The sequence below is a fragment of the Crossiella cryophila genome (assembly GCF_014204915.1).
In the GTDB taxonomy this organism is placed as follows: Bacteria; Actinomycetota; Actinomycetes; order Mycobacteriales; family Pseudonocardiaceae; genus Crossiella; species Crossiella cryophila.
Map to the genome: position 1 here is coordinate 5056110 of NZ_JACHMH010000001.1, position 14672 is coordinate 5070781.

The following is a 14672-nucleotide window of genomic DNA, read 5'->3' on the forward strand; positions in this document are numbered from 1 at the left end:
GCGTTGTCACCACCGGTTGAGGTGCAGCACCTCATCCAGGGGCTGGCGGGGAGCGGGCTTGAAGCCGTCGCCGGTGTGGTGTGCGGTCGGGATCAGGGCGGCCTGGTGCACCGTGGGTGGCAGGCCGAGTAGTTCCGCCACCTCGCGTTCGTACTTCAGGTGCAGGGTGGTCCAGGCCGCGGCCAGGCCCAGGTTGCGGGCGGCGAGCATGTAGCTCCACGCCGCGGGCAGGATCGAGCCCCACAGGCCGGACTGGTTGCCCGCCGGCAACTCCGTGACGTTCGGGGTTTCGATGGCGGGGATGACCAGGACCGGTACCCGGCCCATGTTCTGCGCCAGGTGTTCGGAGCTGTTGCGGACGCGCTGCTGGGTGCGCTGACGGTTGGGGTCCTCGTGCGGCTGGTTGCCCGCGGACTCGGCGGTCTGGAAGTACGCCTCGGCCGCGCGCCGGTAGTACTCGCCGATGGCCGCTCGCTGGTCGGCGTCGGTGATCACCAGGAAGTGCCAGCGCTGGGCGTTCGAGCCGCTGGGGGCCTGCAGCGCGGTGGACAGGGCCTGGCGGATGAGGTCCAGGTCTACCGGGCGGTCCAGGTCAAGGCGGCGGCGGACGGTGCGGGTGGTGGTGAGCACTTCGTGCGCGGACAACTCGGTCATACGGCCAATAGTGGCAGCCGGGTCGCCCCGGTGGCGTGATCTCGCACTGTGGAACGGCGGGAATAGATCCGCTGCCACTAGGCTCGGCACGGGAGTGGTTCCGGTCTTCGGGGAGGGGCATCGTGGCAACCTGGGACGAGCTGGTCAGCTACGTCCGGTCGGCCTACAAGGTGGTCGACCAGCAACCCGACGAACTGCGGCTGCTGGTGCGATTCGAGGACGATCGCAGCCAGACCGTGTTGCTGGGCCGGGAGGTGCTCGACGGCAAGCACGAGTGGGTGCAGATCGCCTCGCCGTGTGGCCGGGTCGGGCAGGTCGACCTGCGGGCGCTGCTGGTCGAGGTCGGGCACAACACGGTGGCCGGGGGTGTGGTGATCATGGGTGAGCACGTGGTGCTGCGGCACACGCTGCCGCTGGAGAACCTGGACCTCAACGAGTTCACCGAACCGCTGAGCCTGCTGGCGGCCACCGCGGACGAGCTGGAGGAGCAGTTCTCCGGCGAGGACGACGACTACTGAACCGACCTGCTCAGCGCGGCGCCAGCCGCAGCGCGTCGGACAACGCCACCAGCTCGCGCACGTCGGCCTCCAGGCCCTCGGCCCGCGGGATCGCCACCGGCACCGCGTGCACCGCGGCCGGGGTGCCCGCCGCGTGCGCGCGCAATGCCGCGCGCAACTGATCGGCCAGCGGCAGCCCGTCCCGGCGCGAGCAACCCAGGTACGGGCTGATCCGCACCAGCCCGTCCCGGCATTCGATCACCCGCCGGTAGTACCGCCGGTGCACCCCGCGCAACCCGTACAACTCACGCAGGGTGTTGGCGGGCAAGGACTCCAGCGTGTCCTGCGGGAACCGCTCGTGCAGGATCGTCCACAATGGATAGAGCCGCCGGTACAGCCGCAAATGCTGCCACCACACACCCAGCCCGGCCACCCGCATGCCCGCCGCCGGATAACACACCCCGGCCAGGAACAGCACGATCCCCAGCAGCACCAACGTGATGCCGATGTCGACGAACCAGCGCGGCGCGAACCCGCCGGACCAGCGGATCAGCACCGTCGGCAGGAACACCAGGTCCGCGGCCACGATCCCGGCCAGGCCGACCGCGGCCAGCCGCAGCCCCCGGGCCAGCCGGGGTTCGGCGCCGCGGGCGTGCCGCAGGGTCCAGAAGCAGGCCAGCGCGAAGCCGAACATCACGTACAGGTTGGAGGTCAGGAAGAACACCGCGATGCTGGACACCGACTGGTCGTTGGTGTCGGCGGTCGGCGGGGTCAGCGCCGCGGTCACCAGCAGCACCGTCACCGCCACGCCCAGCGGCACCGCGCACCAGCGGCCCCGCCGCCGCGCCGCCGCCTCCTCCAGTGCGGAGTGCAGGAAGAACACGATCAGGAAGTTGACCGCGACCAGGAACATCGCGTGCTGGACGAACCGGGAGGCCATTGGCGGGAAGCCGAGCACGGTGACGTGGTTACCGGCCAGTTCCATGAACGGGTAGGCCACCGCCCAGCAGGCGACCACCCCGACGATGGCGCGCAACCGGATGTCGTGCGGGCGGCGGGCGAGCAGGAACAGCACCCAGGTCAGGGTGAGGTAGGTGGCGATCGGGTAGACCGCGGTCACAACCAGCCCACCGCTTCACCGGCGAGGCTGCGGCTGATCCGCCGCGCGGGCAGCGTGCTGGAGCGCCCGGGATTGATCCGCCCGGCCACCGCCGACCACTCCAGGATGATCGTGGCCAGTGCCTCGGCTTCGTACTCGGCCGCGCTGGAGTAGTGCGTACGCCGGTAAAGCGCTTTCTCCGGCGGCGGCTCGTGCCCGGCCAGCAGGTGGCTCAGCTCGTGCAGGATGATGTGGTCCTGGTGCGCGGCGGAGGTCTCGGCCTGGAAGTGGATGTGGTCGGCCTCGGCGCCCGCGGTCCACGCGCCGAACGGGCCGGGCACCGGAAACCGGTGCGGCGTCAGGTGAATCGGCCGCCCGCGGCGCTCGCCGACCCGGCGGCACAGCTCCCGCACGTCCAGTGGCGGCCGCAGGTTCAGCTCCCTGAGCAACCGGCGGCACTCCTGGCGCAACCTGCGTTCGTTCACCAGCCGCGACACGGACGCCATGGTGCCAGCAACCTCGTCCGGAGTGGAGCCGTGGCCAGCATGTTCGATGTGATCCCAGGGACTTCCCGGCCGTCGCGCACCCGGCTCGCCCCGGCCGCACTCGGCCCTGACCTGCGCAAAGAGCCCGGCTACTCAGGGGTAATGACCATTTAGGACTGTCCGGCCCGTGCTGAATCTGGCGCGGACTGCCACCCGGTTGGCGGCGAACTCTCGGGCACATCGGTCGGTGGTAAGGGATCGCCAGGTGAACTTACGGTCACCGGCGCGCCGTAGTCATTGACCCACGAAGTATCGCGACCTAACGTCTCCCGCCACACGGGGGAACGGGAGCGCCCATGACCACCACCCAGCGCGACCACCCGTCGATCATCCAGGCCGACGGCGAGTACCTGGCCGCCATCGCCACCGGCCGGTTCTACCCTGGCGTGCTGCTGTTCCGCTCCCCGGACCTGACCCGCTGGGAACAACTCCCACACCCGCTGGAACAGGTCGAGATGCCGGAGTCCGGCATCGTCCTGGACCCTGACCTGTCCTATGTGGACGGTGTGTATCACCTGCTGTACGGCACGGCCCTCTCGGCGAGCGAGTCCGGGTTCGCCGACTCACCGATCTGCCACGTCCGCGCACCCTCCCCGCACGGCCCATGGTCGCCGCCGGTGTTGTTGCACGCCAAGGGTTTCCACCCCTCCCTCTACCACGAGTCGGGCCGCTCCTACCTGCTCTGGTCGGAATGGGACCACCGGCCGGGCCGGGACTCCTTCGGCGGGACCTGGGCGCAGGAGTTCTACCGCGGCACCCGACGGCTGACCGGCCGGGCGCACCTGGTGCGCGGCGGTGCGCGAGGCGCCCGGCTGCACCGGCGGGCCGGCTGGTACTACCTGGTGGCCGGGGGGATCGCGGTGGCCCGCTCGCCGCACCTGACCGGACCGTTCCACCCGGATCCGCATGGCGCGCTGGTGGCCGAGGGCGGACCGGGGTGTCTGGTCGAGGGGCGGGCGGGGGAGTGGTGGCTGACGGCGTGGCCGGAGGGTGGCTGCGCGCTGGGGTCGGAAACCGTTGTGCGGGCGGTGGATTGGGCGGGGGATGGGTGGCCGAGAGTCGGTGACGCGCGCCCGGCGACCGGGGCTGCTGCGCCAGTCCCGCCCGGCGGCGCGCGAGTGCCCGCCGAGCCTGGGTCGACTGCTCGCGCTGATGGGCGGCTGCCCGCCGAGCCCGAGTTGACTGCCCCCGCCGACGAGCGACCGCCCGCCGAACCCGAGCCGCTCACCCACACCGACGACTTCGACGCCACCGAACTCGCCTTCTGCTGGCAGTCCGTCCGCCGCCCGCCCGACCCCGGCTGGCTCTCCCTCGGCGAACGCCCCGGCTGGCTGCGCCTGCGCGCCGACGAGTCCCCGGCCAGCCGTCACCGGGTCAGCCTGCTTGCCCGCCACCAGCACCAGGACTGCGAGTTCACCGTCCTGCTCGATGCCCAGCCCACGCATTTCCAGCAGCTGGCCGGGCTGATCCACTACACCGACCACACCCGCTGGCACTGGCTGCACCTCACCCACCACGAACAGCTTGGCCGCTGCCTCGCCGTCCTGACCAGCGACAACGGTCAGCTCGCCGCCCCGGCCGACCCGTTGCCCTGGCCGAACGGGCCGGTCTGGCTGCGGGCCCTGCTCCAGCACGGTGAACTGCGGTTCACCGCTTCCGCCGACGGCGGGAGCTGGACCGGGATCGGGCCGCCGCTTCCCGTGTCGCGCGGCTTCCTCGGGGTGTGTGCGACCGATCTCACCGGGGCACGGCTGGTGTGCGATGTGGACCGGATGTCGTTGCGCCCGCTATCCAGCCCCAGGTGAGTGCGGAGCCGATGGTGGCGCCCGCGGACACCGTGCCTGGGCCGATCGGGGCGGCCATCGCGTTGCCCGCGGCGTAGAGGCCGTTGATCGGCGAGTCGTCCCAGCGCAGCACCCTGGCGTGTGCGTCCACCCTGGGGCCGCCCTTGGTGCCGACCAGGCCGGCCTGCACGGGCATAGCAGTGAACGGGGGTTCAGTGAGTGGGCCGAGGTTGGGGTGTGGTGCGTTCGGGTCGCCGCCGTGGCGGTCGTAGGCGAACGAGCCGCGGCCGAACGCCGGGTCGGTGCCCTGGGCCGCGTGTGTGTTGAACTCGGTGATGGTCGTGGTCAGGGTGGCGGCGGGGATGCCTAGCCGCTCGGCGAGTTCGGGCAGGGTGTCGGCCTGGTGGATGTGTTCGGGCAGGGGCTGGCCGGGGTAGGCGCCGGCGAAGGGGTAGCGGGTGCGGAAGTTGGCGTCGGCGATGGCCCAGGCGGGCAGGTTGGCGGGCTGGCCGGTGGCCGGGTCGGTCTCGGCGAAGGCCAGCGCCACGTTGTGGCTGGACTCGTTGACGAACCGCCGGCCGGCCTGGTTGACCCAGAGCACGTGCGGCAGCATCCGTTCGGCCAGCACCAGTTCCGGCCGCGGCGAGCCGTCCGGCCAGGTCGAGCCCTGCCGTACCGGCCAGCTCCACGCCTCGCCCAGGTGCCGGAACGACGCCCCGGCCTGGTGCGCCAGCCGGATCGCGGAGCCCCGGTTGACCGGCGGGGAGACCGGGTGTCGGAACGGGCCGTGCAACTTCGCCTCGGCCAGGTCGTGATCGTGCTCGAAACCACCGCAGGCCAGGATCACCGCGTCCGCGTGGATCGCCTCGTCCGGAGTGCACCACACCCCGTCCACGGACCCGCGCTCCATCACCAGCCCGGTGACCGGCTGCCCCTTCCGCAGTTGGACGCCCGCTGCCTGACACCCGTGCAGCAGTCCGGCGATCAGGCCCTGGCCCAGGGTGACCTGACCGGCAGCGGTCCGGTACTCGATCAGGCCCTGCGGCAACCGTCCGCCGGTCATCAGACCGAGCCCGGCGACCTCCTCGTTGGTCAGCACCATCGGGTAAGGCGCGGGCCAGAACAGCTCCTCCGCCCGGCCCAGCCCACCCAGTTCGACCGGCGCCACCTCGATGTTGCGACCCGCGGACCTGCCGCCGGGGGCTTCGGCGAAGGAGTCCGGGGTGCTCATCGGGGTGAACTCGATCGGGCTGTGTTCCTCGACGAACCGGGCCATCCGCGGCGCGGCGTCCACGAACGCGGTGGCCAGCTCGGGTTCCCGGCCCTCGGTGCGGCCCAGCAGGTAGGTCAGCGCCTCCGCCCGGTCGTCGGACACGCCCAGCGCGGCCATCCGGTGGTTGTCCGGCACCCACGCCTGACCACCGGAGACCGCGGTGGTGCCGCCCCAGTGGGGACTGCCCTCCAGCACGGTCACCCTGGCCCCGCCGACCGCCGCGGCCAGTGCCGCGGACAGGCCGGCCGCACCCGAGCCGATCACCACCACGTCCGTGTGCTCGCTCATGCCCTCGCCCCCGTCCACCGGGTAACGGATCGTGTGCGCCCGGCGTTGTAGTGCCCATGGAACTCGGTATCTACAGCTTCGGCGACCGCAGCCCCGATCCGGTGACGGGCGAGCAGGTCTCCGTGGCTCGGGCCCTGGCCAACCAGCTGGAGCGGATCAAGCTGGCGGACGAGCTGGGCCTGTCCTTCTACGGTCTGGGTGAGCACCACCTGGACCAGTACGCGATCTCCAACCCGGCCACCGTGCTGGCCGCCGCCGCGAGCATCACCGAGCACATCACGCTCAGCTCCGCGGTCACCGTGCTCAGCACCGAGGACCCGGTCCGGGTCTACCAGCAGTTCACCACGCTGGACCAGCTCAGCCACGGCCGCGCCGAACTGCTGGCCGGGCGTGGCTCCTTCACCGAGTCCTTCCCGCTCTTCGGCGCGGACCTCGGCGACTACGACGAGTTGTTCGAGGAGAAGCTGGCGCTGCTGCTGCGCATCGACCGCGAGGACCCGCTGACCTGGTCCGGCAAGCACCGCACCCCGCTGAAGAACGTGCGGGTGCTGCCCCGGCCGTACGGTAGGCGGCTGCGCATCTCGGTGGGCACCGGCGGCAACCCGGAGTCCTCGATCCGCGCGGGCGTGCTCGGCCTGCCAGTGGTGTACGCGGTGATCGGCGGCCAGCCGGAGCGGTTCGCGCCGCTGGTGGACCTGTACCGGCGGGCAGGCGCGGCCGCCGAGCACGCGCCGGAGGACCTGCACGTGACCATGGGCGCCATCGGGTTCATCGCGCCGCGCTCGCAGGACGCCAAGGACATCTTCTACCCGTACTGGCTGCAGACGATGAAGTACGGCGCGCGGGCACGCGGCTGGGCGGTGCCGACCAGGGCCGACTACGACGGCTACACCGAGAACGCGAACGCGTTGTTCACCGGCAGCCCTGAGCAGGTGGCGGAGCGGATCATCAGCGTGGGCAAGCTGGTCGGCGCGAACCGGTACGCGATGCAGATGGACTGGTCCGGGGTGCCGCACGAGCACGTGATGAAGGCGATCGAACTGCTCGGGACCGAGGTGCTGCCGCTGGTCCGGAAGGAGTTCACGGACTAGTGGGGCGCTGCCCTCCACTTTCAAGTTATAGCGGGGTGGGGGGCTTGCGGCAAGGCCGGGGTGGCGGTCCACAATTTCGCTCCGTGCGCCGGCTGGCGCGCGTTCGCGATTACCAAGGGGATTTGCCATGCGGGTTCTGCTGTCGACAATCGGATCGCGCGGCGATGTGCAACCGGTGGTCGCACTGGCGCTGAAACTGCGCGAACTCGGCCAGGAGGTGCGGATCTGCGCGCCGCCGGACTTCGGCGAGTGGATCGGCTCGCTCGGCATCCCGTTCACCCCGGTCGGGCCGGAGCTGCGGCAACTGGCCAGGCCCGACCGGGGGAAGTCGCAGGTCCCGCCAACTGCGGAGCAGCGCAGGCAGTTGATGGCGGGCACGGTTCGCGATCAGTTCGCCGCGGTCGGCGAGGCGGCGCGCGACTGCGACGTGATCGTGGCCTGGTCGGCGATGCAGATCGCGGCCGCCTCGGTGGCCGAGCACCTGGGAATCCGCTACGTCTACGTCACCTTCTGCCCGAACACCCTGCCCTCCCCGCACCACGGCCCCGCCCCATTGGGCAGCCTCGGGCAGAATCCGGCCGAGGACCCGGCGCAATTCGCCGAACTCTGGGCACAGAACGCGGAATTCCTGAACGCGGGCTGGGGCGAGCCGCTCAACGCGCACCGCGCGGAACTCGGCCTGGCCCCGGTCACCGACGTCCGGAGCCACATGTTCACCGACCGGCCCTGGCTGGCCGCCGACCCGACGCTGGCGCCATGGCAGCGGCCCGCCGAGCTGGACGTGGTGCAGACCGGCGCGTGGAGCATGCCGGACGAGCGCCCGCTGCCGCCGGAGCTGACCGAGTTCCTGGACGCGGGCGAGCCGCCGGTCTTCTTCGGCTTCGGCAGCATGCCCGCACCCGGTGACCTGGGGCAGGAGGTGCTCAAGGCGGCCCGCGCGGTGGGGCGGCGGGCGATCGTCTCCCGCGGCTGGGCCGATGTGGAGCTGATCGGGGACGCGCCGGACTGCCTCTCGGTCGGCGAGGTCAACTACGACGCGCTGTTCCCTCGGGTCGCGGCGGTGGTGCACCACGGCGGTTCGGGCACCACCACCGCGGTGACCCGGTCCGGCACGCCGCAGGTGATCGTGCCGCAGATGTACGACCAGCACTACCTGGCCGAGCGGGTAAAGGCCCTGGGCGTCGGCTTCGCACACGCGCCGGGGGCGCCAACGGCGGAATCACTGGTGACGGCGCTGGAGTTCGTGCTGCGGCCGGAGATCGCCGAGCGGGGCAGGGAGATCGCGAAGCGGGTGCGCACCGACGGCACGCTGGTCACGGCGCGGTTGTTGCTGGCCGGGGTCTAGCAGATCCGGCCGACCACCTGGCGCATGATCTGGCAGACGTCGACCAGCGGCTTCTGCTCGGGGGTGGTGGTCGGCGCGGGCTTGCCGGTGGGCTTCTTCTTCGCGGTGGTGGGCTTGGGATCGGGCCGCTGCGGGGGTGCGGGCGGCGGGCCGATCACCGTGGTCACCACGATGATCGTGGTCTCGGTGGACGGGGCGGCGGTGGCGATCGGCGCGAGCTGCGCGGCCGCCATCGCCGGTTCCTCCCGCTCACCGGGCGGCGCGAAGACCACGATGTAGACGAAGGCGGCCAGCACGGAACCCAGTCCGACCAGCACCGGCACGAACCGCCGGACGGCGGGCCGCGCCGCCGCGCGATGCCGCCCGAGCGGCACCGGCAACGGCGTGCGCGACTCGTCGGCCAGCCGGATCCGGTCCCGGCCTGCCTGTTTGGCCACCTGGAGCGCGGCGTCCGCGGCCACCACGAAGGAGGTCAGGTCGTCCTCGGGCCGGGGCACCTTGGCGCACACCCCGATCGAGGTGGTCACCCGGTCCAGCCGGATGATCCCGCCGTCGGTGCTGGGTGCGTCCACCGCGATCTCCCGCACCCCGGTCCGGATCCGGTGCGCCACCGACAACGCCTCGGCCGCGTCGGTCTGGCGCAACAACACCAGGAACTCGTCGCCGCCGTGCCCGCCGTACCGGCCGAGCACATCGGACTCCCTGGTGGAGCGGCGCACGGTGTCCGCGACGGCCTTGATCACCGCGTCCCCCGCGATGTGCCCGAACCGGTCGTTGAACCGCTTGAAGTGGTCGATGTCGATGACCAGCAACGCCAGTGAATCCCGCGCCGCGGCGGCCTGGGCGAGTTCGGCCGGGGCCCGCTCGTCCCAGCCCCAGCGGTCGAGTAGACCGGTGAGGCGGTCGGTCGCGGCATGGCCACAGGAGTGGCAGGCCGGGTCCACGGGATCGGCGCTCGAACCGGGCGCGGTCATGACTGTGCGGGCCCTCCGTTTTGGTGATCAGCACTCGGTGGGGTGTTTGTACCAGCTCCCGTAGTCGAGGGGTTCATGCGTGAACGGGTGAATCCTCGTTCCAGCGAGTGATCACCCAACCGAGTGATAGCCGATCAGCAGGCCCACTTGTCGCTCAGGTCCTTCACGTCGACGTACAGGTCGGTGGCGGCGTCCCGGCGGAAACACATCGAGGACCCCAGCCAATTCTTCGACCAGCCTTGCGAAGGCCAGTTGACGTGCTGCTGATAGTGGTCGAACTTGCCCTCGACCTTGTCTTCCAGCGAGCGGAGGCAGGTGTTCGGCCCCAACGTGATGACATGCGCCATGACTCCACTCGGCGCGGACCACCGATAGGCCCGGGTCAGGTCACCGGTGGTCGCCGCACAGGTCAGCGCGGGCTTCCGGTCGAGCAGCTTGTTGGGCTCGAAGTCCCACAGGCTCTTGACGTCGAACACGTAGGGGTCCACCCGACCGGGAATCTTGAGGTGGATGAAGACCTTGTCATGCGGTGCGCCGCCGCCATCCTTCTGCCACTTGACCACATCCCGGTCGTCCGGCGCTTCTTCCAGCTCCGTCTCATCGACGCTGCCCCACACCCCTTCGGTGAGCGGGAACGGCTCGCCGAAGAGGAGGCCCATCTTCTTCAGGCACAGGTCTTTGGGCAGGGTGATCACATTGTTGTCGCCATCCCGCACCGCCTCCAGGTAGGTAATCCGCTCGCCGTCCTCGGTCACCTTCTTCTCGGTGAACATGTGGGAGCCGGGCAGTGGCCTGGCGTCACATTTGTCGTCCGCGATCGCGGGTGCGGGCAACGCGATCGGCGCCATCACGGCGGCCATCGTGAACACGAATGCGGACATGCGTCTGAACACAGCTCTCTCCCAAGGAGTCGCGGAAAATGTGATCCGCACATGGTGGCAGCGAGGCTCTCGCGCGACGAACAGGCGCCGAATTTCTCACTCGATGGTGCCTTGGTCGCGCTTACCCAGGTAAAGCCGCCGGGGCGCCGCCCGCTCGCCGTACGACAACGGCCAACACGGCGTACGACAACGGCCAACACGGCGTACGACAAGGGCGAACACGGTGGGGTGGGGGGTGTGATAGACCTGGGGCGTGGTGGAGTTCAGCTTTCGTGGTCGGCGGGTGGGGCGCGAGGGCGCGATGATCATGGCGATCATCAATCGGACGCCGGACTCGTTCTACGACGGGGGCGCCAACTTCGCCGACGGCGCGGCCATGGCCTCGGTGGCCAAGGCGGTGGCCGAGGGGGCCGACATCATCGACATCGGTGGGGTCAAGGCCGGGCCGGGCACCGACGTCGGCGTGGCCGAGGAGATCGCGCGCACGGTGCCGTTCCTGGTCGCGGTGCGGGCGGCCTTCCCCGATGTGGTGATCAGCATCGACACCTGGCGGGCCGAGGTCGCCAGGGTGGCCTGTGCCGAGGGCGCGGATCTGGTCAACGACACCTGGGCCGCCGCGGATCCGGCACTGATCGAGGTGGCTGCGGAGTTCGGGGCCGGGTTCGTCTGCTCGCACACCGGCGGGCTCACGCCGCGGCACCGGCCGTTCCGGGTGCGGTTCACCGACATCGTCGGCGAGGTCATCGCGGAGACCACCTCGCGGGCGGAAATGCTGGTGCGGCAAGGGGTGCCGCGGGCCGGGATCCTGATCGACCCCACGCACGACTTCGGCAAGAACACCTGGCACGGGCTGGAGCTGTTGCGCCGGGCCGGGGAGCTGGTGGACACCGGGTGGCCGGTGCTGATGGCGTTGTCCAACAAGGACTTCATCGGGGAGACCCTGGGCGTGCCGCTGGCCGGGCGAGTGGACGGCACCCTGGCCGCCACCGCGATCGCGGCGCACGCCGGCGCGGCGGTGTTCCGCGCGCACCAGGTCGCGCGCACTCGGACGGTGCTCGATACCGTGGCCACGCTGTTGGCCAACCGGGCAGCGGCTTCCTGAGCTGAAGGCAGGTCGCGTGGCCACCCTGGACCTCACGCCCGACGAGTTGCTGACCACCACCCGCTCGGTGCGCAAGCGGCTCGACCTGGAGCGGCCGGTGCCGCGGGAGCTGATCGAGGAGTGCCTGGAGATCGCGTTGCAGGCGCCATCGGGCAGCAACCGGCAGAGCTGGCACTGGGTGGTGGTGACCGATCCGGAGCAGCGGGCCGCCATCGGCGAGTACTACCGCCGCGCGGTGGACAGCTACCTCGAATCGAGCGGCGCGGCGGGCAAGCTCTTCGCCGAGGACCCGGACCGGGCCAAGGTGCAGACCAAGGTGGGCAGCAGCGTGGCCTACCTCGGGGAGAAGATGGGGCAGGTGCCGGTGCTGGTCATCCCGTGCCTGCGCGCGCCCGCGCTGGCCGAGGGCAACCAGGCCGGGCTGTGGGGGTCGATCCTGCCGGCGGCGTGGAGTTACATGCTGGCCGCGCGGGCCCGTGGCCTGGGCAGCGCCTGGACCACGCTGCACCTGGAGTACGAGACGGAGATCGCCGGGCTGCTCGGCCTGCCGTCCGATATCCGCCAGGCAGCGCTGATCCCGACCGCCTACGCTGTCGGCACGGACTTCCGCAAGGCCGCCCGCCAGCCGTTGTCCGAGGTTCTGCACTACGACCGCTGGTGAAATTGTCAGTGGCCAGGGGCATGATGGAATCGCAGTTTCCGGGAACGGCTGAGCAGGTCAGGGGCAGACGTGGCAAGTGAGTTCACGGCGAACATCCTCCAGCGAGTGGCGCAGGCCGAGGCGGCCGTGCGGGCCGCTCGGGCAGAGGGCGATGAGCACCGCGCCGATCTGCACGAGGCCGATCTGGCCAACCTGAAACGGCTGGCCGGTGAGCACGGGGTCGACCTGAGCCGGGAGTCCTGACCGGCGCGGTGGCTGATTCGGGAGTAGTGCTCGGCGTCGACATCGGGACGTCGAGTTCCAAAGCCGTGCTGACCAGCCGGGATGGCCGGGTGCTGGCGCGGGCGAGCCGGGCGCACGCCCTGTCTTCACCCCGCCCCGGCTGGTTCGAGCACGACGCCGACGCGGTCTGGTGGGCTGATTTCCGCGCACTCACCAGGGAACTGCTCGGCCAGGTCGAGGAGCCGGTGGCCGCGGTCGCGGTCAGCGGCATCGGGCCGTGTTACCTGCCCGCCGACGGCGCCGGGCGCCCGCTGCGACCGGCGATCCTCTACGGCGTGGACACCAGGGCCACCGAGCAGATCGCCGCGCTCAACGCCGAGCTGGGTGAGCAGCGGATCCTGGCCCGTGGCGGCACCGCGCTGTCCAGCCAGGCGGTCGGGCCCAAGATCCGCTGGGTGGCCGAGCAGGAGCCGGAGATCCACCGGCGTACCGAACTGTGGTTCATGGCCAGCTCCTACCTGGTGCACCGGCTCACCGGCCGGTTCGTGCTGGACCACCACTCGGCCAGCCAGTGCGATCCGCTCTACGACCTGCACGCCGCGGACTGGGCCAGGGACTGGGCCGAGCTGGTCGCGCCAGGGCTGCCGCTGCCGGAGTTGTTGTGGCCCACCGAGATCGCCGGTTCGATCAGCGCCGCCGCGGCGCGGGAGACCGGGCTGCCGCAGGGGATCCCGGTCACCGCGGGCACGGTGGACGCCTGGGCCGAGGCCACCAGCGTCGGCGTCCGCGACCCCGGCGACACCATGATCATGTACGGCAGCACGCTGTTCCTCGTCCAGGTGCCCGAGCACCCCGCGCCCACGCCGGAACTGTGGACCACTCGGGGCGTGTTCCCCGGCACCTACAGCCTGGCGGCAGGGATGGCCACCTCCGGCACCATCACCGATTGGCTGCGCGGCCTTCTCGGCGGCGAGTTCACCACCCTGCTGGACGAGGCCGCCCAGGTGCCCGCGGGCAGCAACGGCCTGCTGGTGCTGCCCTACTTCGCCGGGGAACGCACCCCGATCTTCGACCCGGACGCGCGCGGCATCATCGCCGGACTCACCCTGCGGCACGGCCGCGCCGAGCTGTACCGGGCCGCCCTTGAGGGCGTCGCGCACGGCGTCCGGCACAACCTGGCCGCACTGGCCGCCGCCGGTGGCCGGGCCCGGCGGCTGGTCGCGGTGGGCGGCGGCGCGCAGGGCTCGCTGTGGACCCAGATCGTCACCGACGTCACCGGCCGCGCCCAGGAGGTGCCCCGGCACACCATGGGCGCCAGCCTGGGCAACGCGATGCTCGCGGCGGGCGCACTCGGCGAGGAGGTGGACCCTGCGCGGTGGAACCCGTTGGCGCACACCGTGTCCGTTGATCCGGCGCGAGCCGAGCTGTACGCGGAGTACCACGAGCACTACCTGCGGCTTTATCCGTCCACTGTGGACACCGCGCACTTCCTGGCCCGGCGGCAGCGGCAGTCCGGCGAGCGCTGAGCCGCCGTCAAAAATCACCTCATCGGCGGCGGAACACCCGGACGAGACTGTGCGCGCACTGTTGTCGCGCAAAGGGGCTCGCCATGGCCATGGACCCGAACATCTCCAAAGCACGTCTCGCCCTGGGCACACTTGTGCTGCTCGCCCTGGGTGGTTGCACCCTGGCGCTGATGATCTCCTTGGACGCGGGCGCGTTCCTGGCCCGCACCCTGCCCATCGTGGTGATGATCGGCGCCGCGGTGATGGCCAACTCGATGGGCTGGTTCAACAAGAAGGTCAAGGACTGACCGCTCGGGCCACCTCGACCCACCGTGGTTCCGGGCCACGGTGGACGGCAGTGCACTGCACCGCGAAGGCGGCCACCACCTGGCCAGAGGTCAGCACGAACTCCACCCCGCGCGAGCCCTCCCGCACCTCGGCCACCTCGGCGACCGCGAACTCCCGCGTACCCCAGGGGTTGACCACCCGCACCCGCCCGTCGGCCAGTTCCAGGCGCGCGCGGAAGGCGGACCAGGCCGCCAGCCCCAGGAGCAGGTAGAACACCCCGACCCAGACCCACTCCTCGGCCGGCATGCCGTGCTGCTGCCAGTCCGGATTGGGCATCAGCGAGGGCACCAGCAGGAACGGCGCCAGCGCCAGTGGCAGCAGCACCGTCAGCAGGCGGACCCACCAGCGCACCCGCCACACCCTGGCGGCTCCATGTTCCCCAGTCATATCGGCATTCTCGCAG

General features: G+C 71.0%; 16 protein-coding genes. 9 read left to right on the forward strand and 7 right to left on the reverse strand.

Translation table 11 applies throughout. The annotated features are described in order from the left end of the window. Positions 1-6: 6 nt before the first annotated feature. Positions 7-654, reverse strand: a complete 648-nt coding sequence (locus tag HNR67_RS22370; protein WP_185004167.1) for a nitroreductase family protein — start codon at positions 652-654, stop codon at positions 7-9. 122 nt (positions 655-776) lie between these two features. Here HNR67_RS22370 and HNR67_RS22375 point away from each other — a divergent pair, with 122 nt between their 5' ends. Further along, a complete protein-coding gene (locus HNR67_RS22375; RefSeq protein WP_185004168.1) occupies positions 777-1172 on the forward strand; it encodes a type III secretion system chaperone family protein in 396 nt (131 codons plus the stop codon). 10 nt (positions 1173-1182) lie between these two features. Here the strand turns inward: HNR67_RS22375 and HNR67_RS22380 are convergent, their stop codons facing one another. Then, the gene (locus tag HNR67_RS22380; RefSeq protein ID WP_312987817.1) at positions 1183-2271 is read right to left on the reverse strand and encodes an MAB_1171c family putative transporter; all 1089 of its coding nucleotides are present in this window, start codon (positions 2269-2271) and stop codon (positions 1183-1185) included. Beyond that, positions 2268-2735: a hypothetical protein gene (locus HNR67_RS22385; protein WP_185010957.1), complete on the reverse strand. Its 468-nt coding sequence runs from the start codon at positions 2733-2735 to the stop codon at positions 2268-2270. Before HNR67_RS22385 ends, HNR67_RS22380 begins: the two co-directional genes overlap by 4 nt. 356 nt (positions 2736-3091) lie before the next feature. Here HNR67_RS22385 and HNR67_RS22390 point away from each other — a divergent pair, with 356 nt between their 5' ends. Continuing rightward, positions 3092-4600, forward strand: coding sequence for a beta-xylosidase family glycoside hydrolase (locus HNR67_RS22390; protein WP_185004169.1), 1509 nt, complete (start codon positions 3092-3094; stop codon positions 4598-4600). Here HNR67_RS22390 and HNR67_RS22395 read toward each other — a convergent pair. Then, entirely contained in the window at positions 4533-6140 is a 1608-nt protein-coding gene (locus HNR67_RS22395) for an FAD-dependent oxidoreductase (protein WP_185004170.1), read from the reverse strand. The two genes, HNR67_RS22390 and HNR67_RS22395, sit on opposite strands and share 68 nt — an antisense overlap. 56 nt (positions 6141-6196) lie before the next feature. Here HNR67_RS22395 and HNR67_RS22400 point away from each other — a divergent pair, with 56 nt between their 5' ends. Continuing rightward, complete coding sequence (locus HNR67_RS22400; protein WP_185004171.1) at positions 6197-7231, forward strand: LLM class flavin-dependent oxidoreductase; 1035 nt, start codon at positions 6197-6199, stop codon at positions 7229-7231. Positions 7232-7358: 127 nt separating this feature from the next. After that, a complete protein-coding gene (locus tag HNR67_RS22405; RefSeq protein WP_185004172.1) occupies positions 7359-8576 on the forward strand; it encodes a glycosyltransferase in 1218 nt (405 codons plus the stop codon). On the opposite strand, the gene HNR67_RS22410 is transcribed toward HNR67_RS22405, so the two are convergent. Further along, the gene (locus tag HNR67_RS22410) at positions 8573-9550 is read right to left on the reverse strand and encodes a GGDEF domain-containing protein (protein WP_185004173.1); all 978 of its coding nucleotides are present in this window, start codon (positions 9548-9550) and stop codon (positions 8573-8575) included. The two genes, HNR67_RS22405 and HNR67_RS22410, sit on opposite strands and share 4 nt — an antisense overlap. Before the next feature lie 134 nt (positions 9551-9684). Next, positions 9685-10431, reverse strand: a complete 747-nt coding sequence (locus HNR67_RS22415; RefSeq protein ID WP_185004174.1) for a hypothetical protein — start codon at positions 10429-10431, stop codon at positions 9685-9687. Positions 10432-10684: 253 nt separating this feature from the next. Between HNR67_RS22415 and folP the strand changes: the two genes are divergently transcribed. The 5 genes from folP to HNR67_RS22440 all read left to right on the forward strand — a co-directional run bounded on the left by folP (position 10685) and on the right by HNR67_RS22440 (position 14229). Further along, entirely contained in the window at positions 10685-11533 is an 849-nt protein-coding gene (gene folP / locus HNR67_RS22420; RefSeq protein ID WP_407645139.1) for a dihydropteroate synthase, read from the forward strand. A 16-nt stretch (positions 11534-11549) separates the two neighbouring features. Then, positions 11550-12194, forward strand: a complete 645-nt coding sequence (locus HNR67_RS22425; protein WP_185004175.1) for a nitroreductase family protein — start codon at positions 11550-11552, stop codon at positions 12192-12194. 69 nt (positions 12195-12263) lie between these two features. Next, a complete protein-coding gene (locus tag HNR67_RS22430; RefSeq protein ID WP_185004176.1) occupies positions 12264-12437 on the forward strand; it encodes a hypothetical protein in 174 nt (57 codons plus the stop codon). Between the two features lie 8 nt (positions 12438-12445). Next, entirely contained in the window at positions 12446-13942 is a 1497-nt protein-coding gene (locus HNR67_RS22435; RefSeq protein WP_185004177.1) for an FGGY-family carbohydrate kinase, read from the forward strand. A gap of 83 nt (positions 13943-14025) precedes the next feature. Further along, positions 14026-14229 carry a hypothetical protein gene (locus HNR67_RS22440; RefSeq protein WP_246492571.1) on the forward strand — a complete coding sequence of 68 codons (204 nt, stop codon included), beginning with the start codon at positions 14026-14028 and terminating at the stop codon, positions 14227-14229. On the opposite strand, the gene HNR67_RS22445 is transcribed toward HNR67_RS22440, so the two are convergent. Next, positions 14219-14656, reverse strand: a complete 438-nt coding sequence (locus HNR67_RS22445) for a PH domain-containing protein (RefSeq protein WP_185004178.1) — start codon at positions 14654-14656, stop codon at positions 14219-14221. The genes HNR67_RS22440 and HNR67_RS22445 overlap by 11 nt on opposite strands. Between the last annotated feature and the right edge of the window lie 16 nt (positions 14657-14672).

Excerpts from the sequence above, each read along its gene's own strand:
- HNR67_RS22370 (WP_185004167.1), bottom strand. The coding sequence starts at position 654 with ATGACCGAGTTGTCCGCGCACGAAGTGCTCACCACCACCCGCACCGTC.
- HNR67_RS22390 (WP_185004169.1), top strand. The coding sequence starts at position 3,092 with ATGACCACCACCCAGCGCGACCACCCGTCGATCATCCAGGCCGACGGC.
- HNR67_RS22395 (WP_185004170.1), bottom strand. The coding sequence starts at position 6,140 with ATGAGCGAGCACACGGACGTGGTGGTGATCGGCTCGGGTGCGGCCGGC.
- HNR67_RS22400 (WP_185004171.1), top strand. The coding sequence starts at position 6,197 with ATGGAACTCGGTATCTACAGCTTCGGCGACCGCAGCCCCGATCCGGTG.
- HNR67_RS22405 (WP_185004172.1), top strand. The coding sequence starts at position 7,359 with ATGCGGGTTCTGCTGTCGACAATCGGATCGCGCGGCGATGTGCAACCG.
- HNR67_RS22410 (WP_185004173.1), bottom strand. The coding sequence starts at position 9,550 with ATGACCGCGCCCGGTTCGAGCGCCGATCCCGTGGACCCGGCCTGCCAC.
- HNR67_RS22415 (WP_185004174.1), bottom strand. The coding sequence starts at position 10,431 with ATGTCCGCATTCGTGTTCACGATGGCCGCCGTGATGGCGCCGATCGCG.
- HNR67_RS22440 (WP_246492571.1), top strand. The coding sequence starts at position 14,026 with ATGGCCATGGACCCGAACATCTCCAAAGCACGTCTCGCCCTGGGCACA.
- HNR67_RS22445 (WP_185004178.1), bottom strand. The coding sequence starts at position 14,656 with ATGACTGGGGAACATGGAGCCGCCAGGGTGTGGCGGGTGCGCTGGTGG.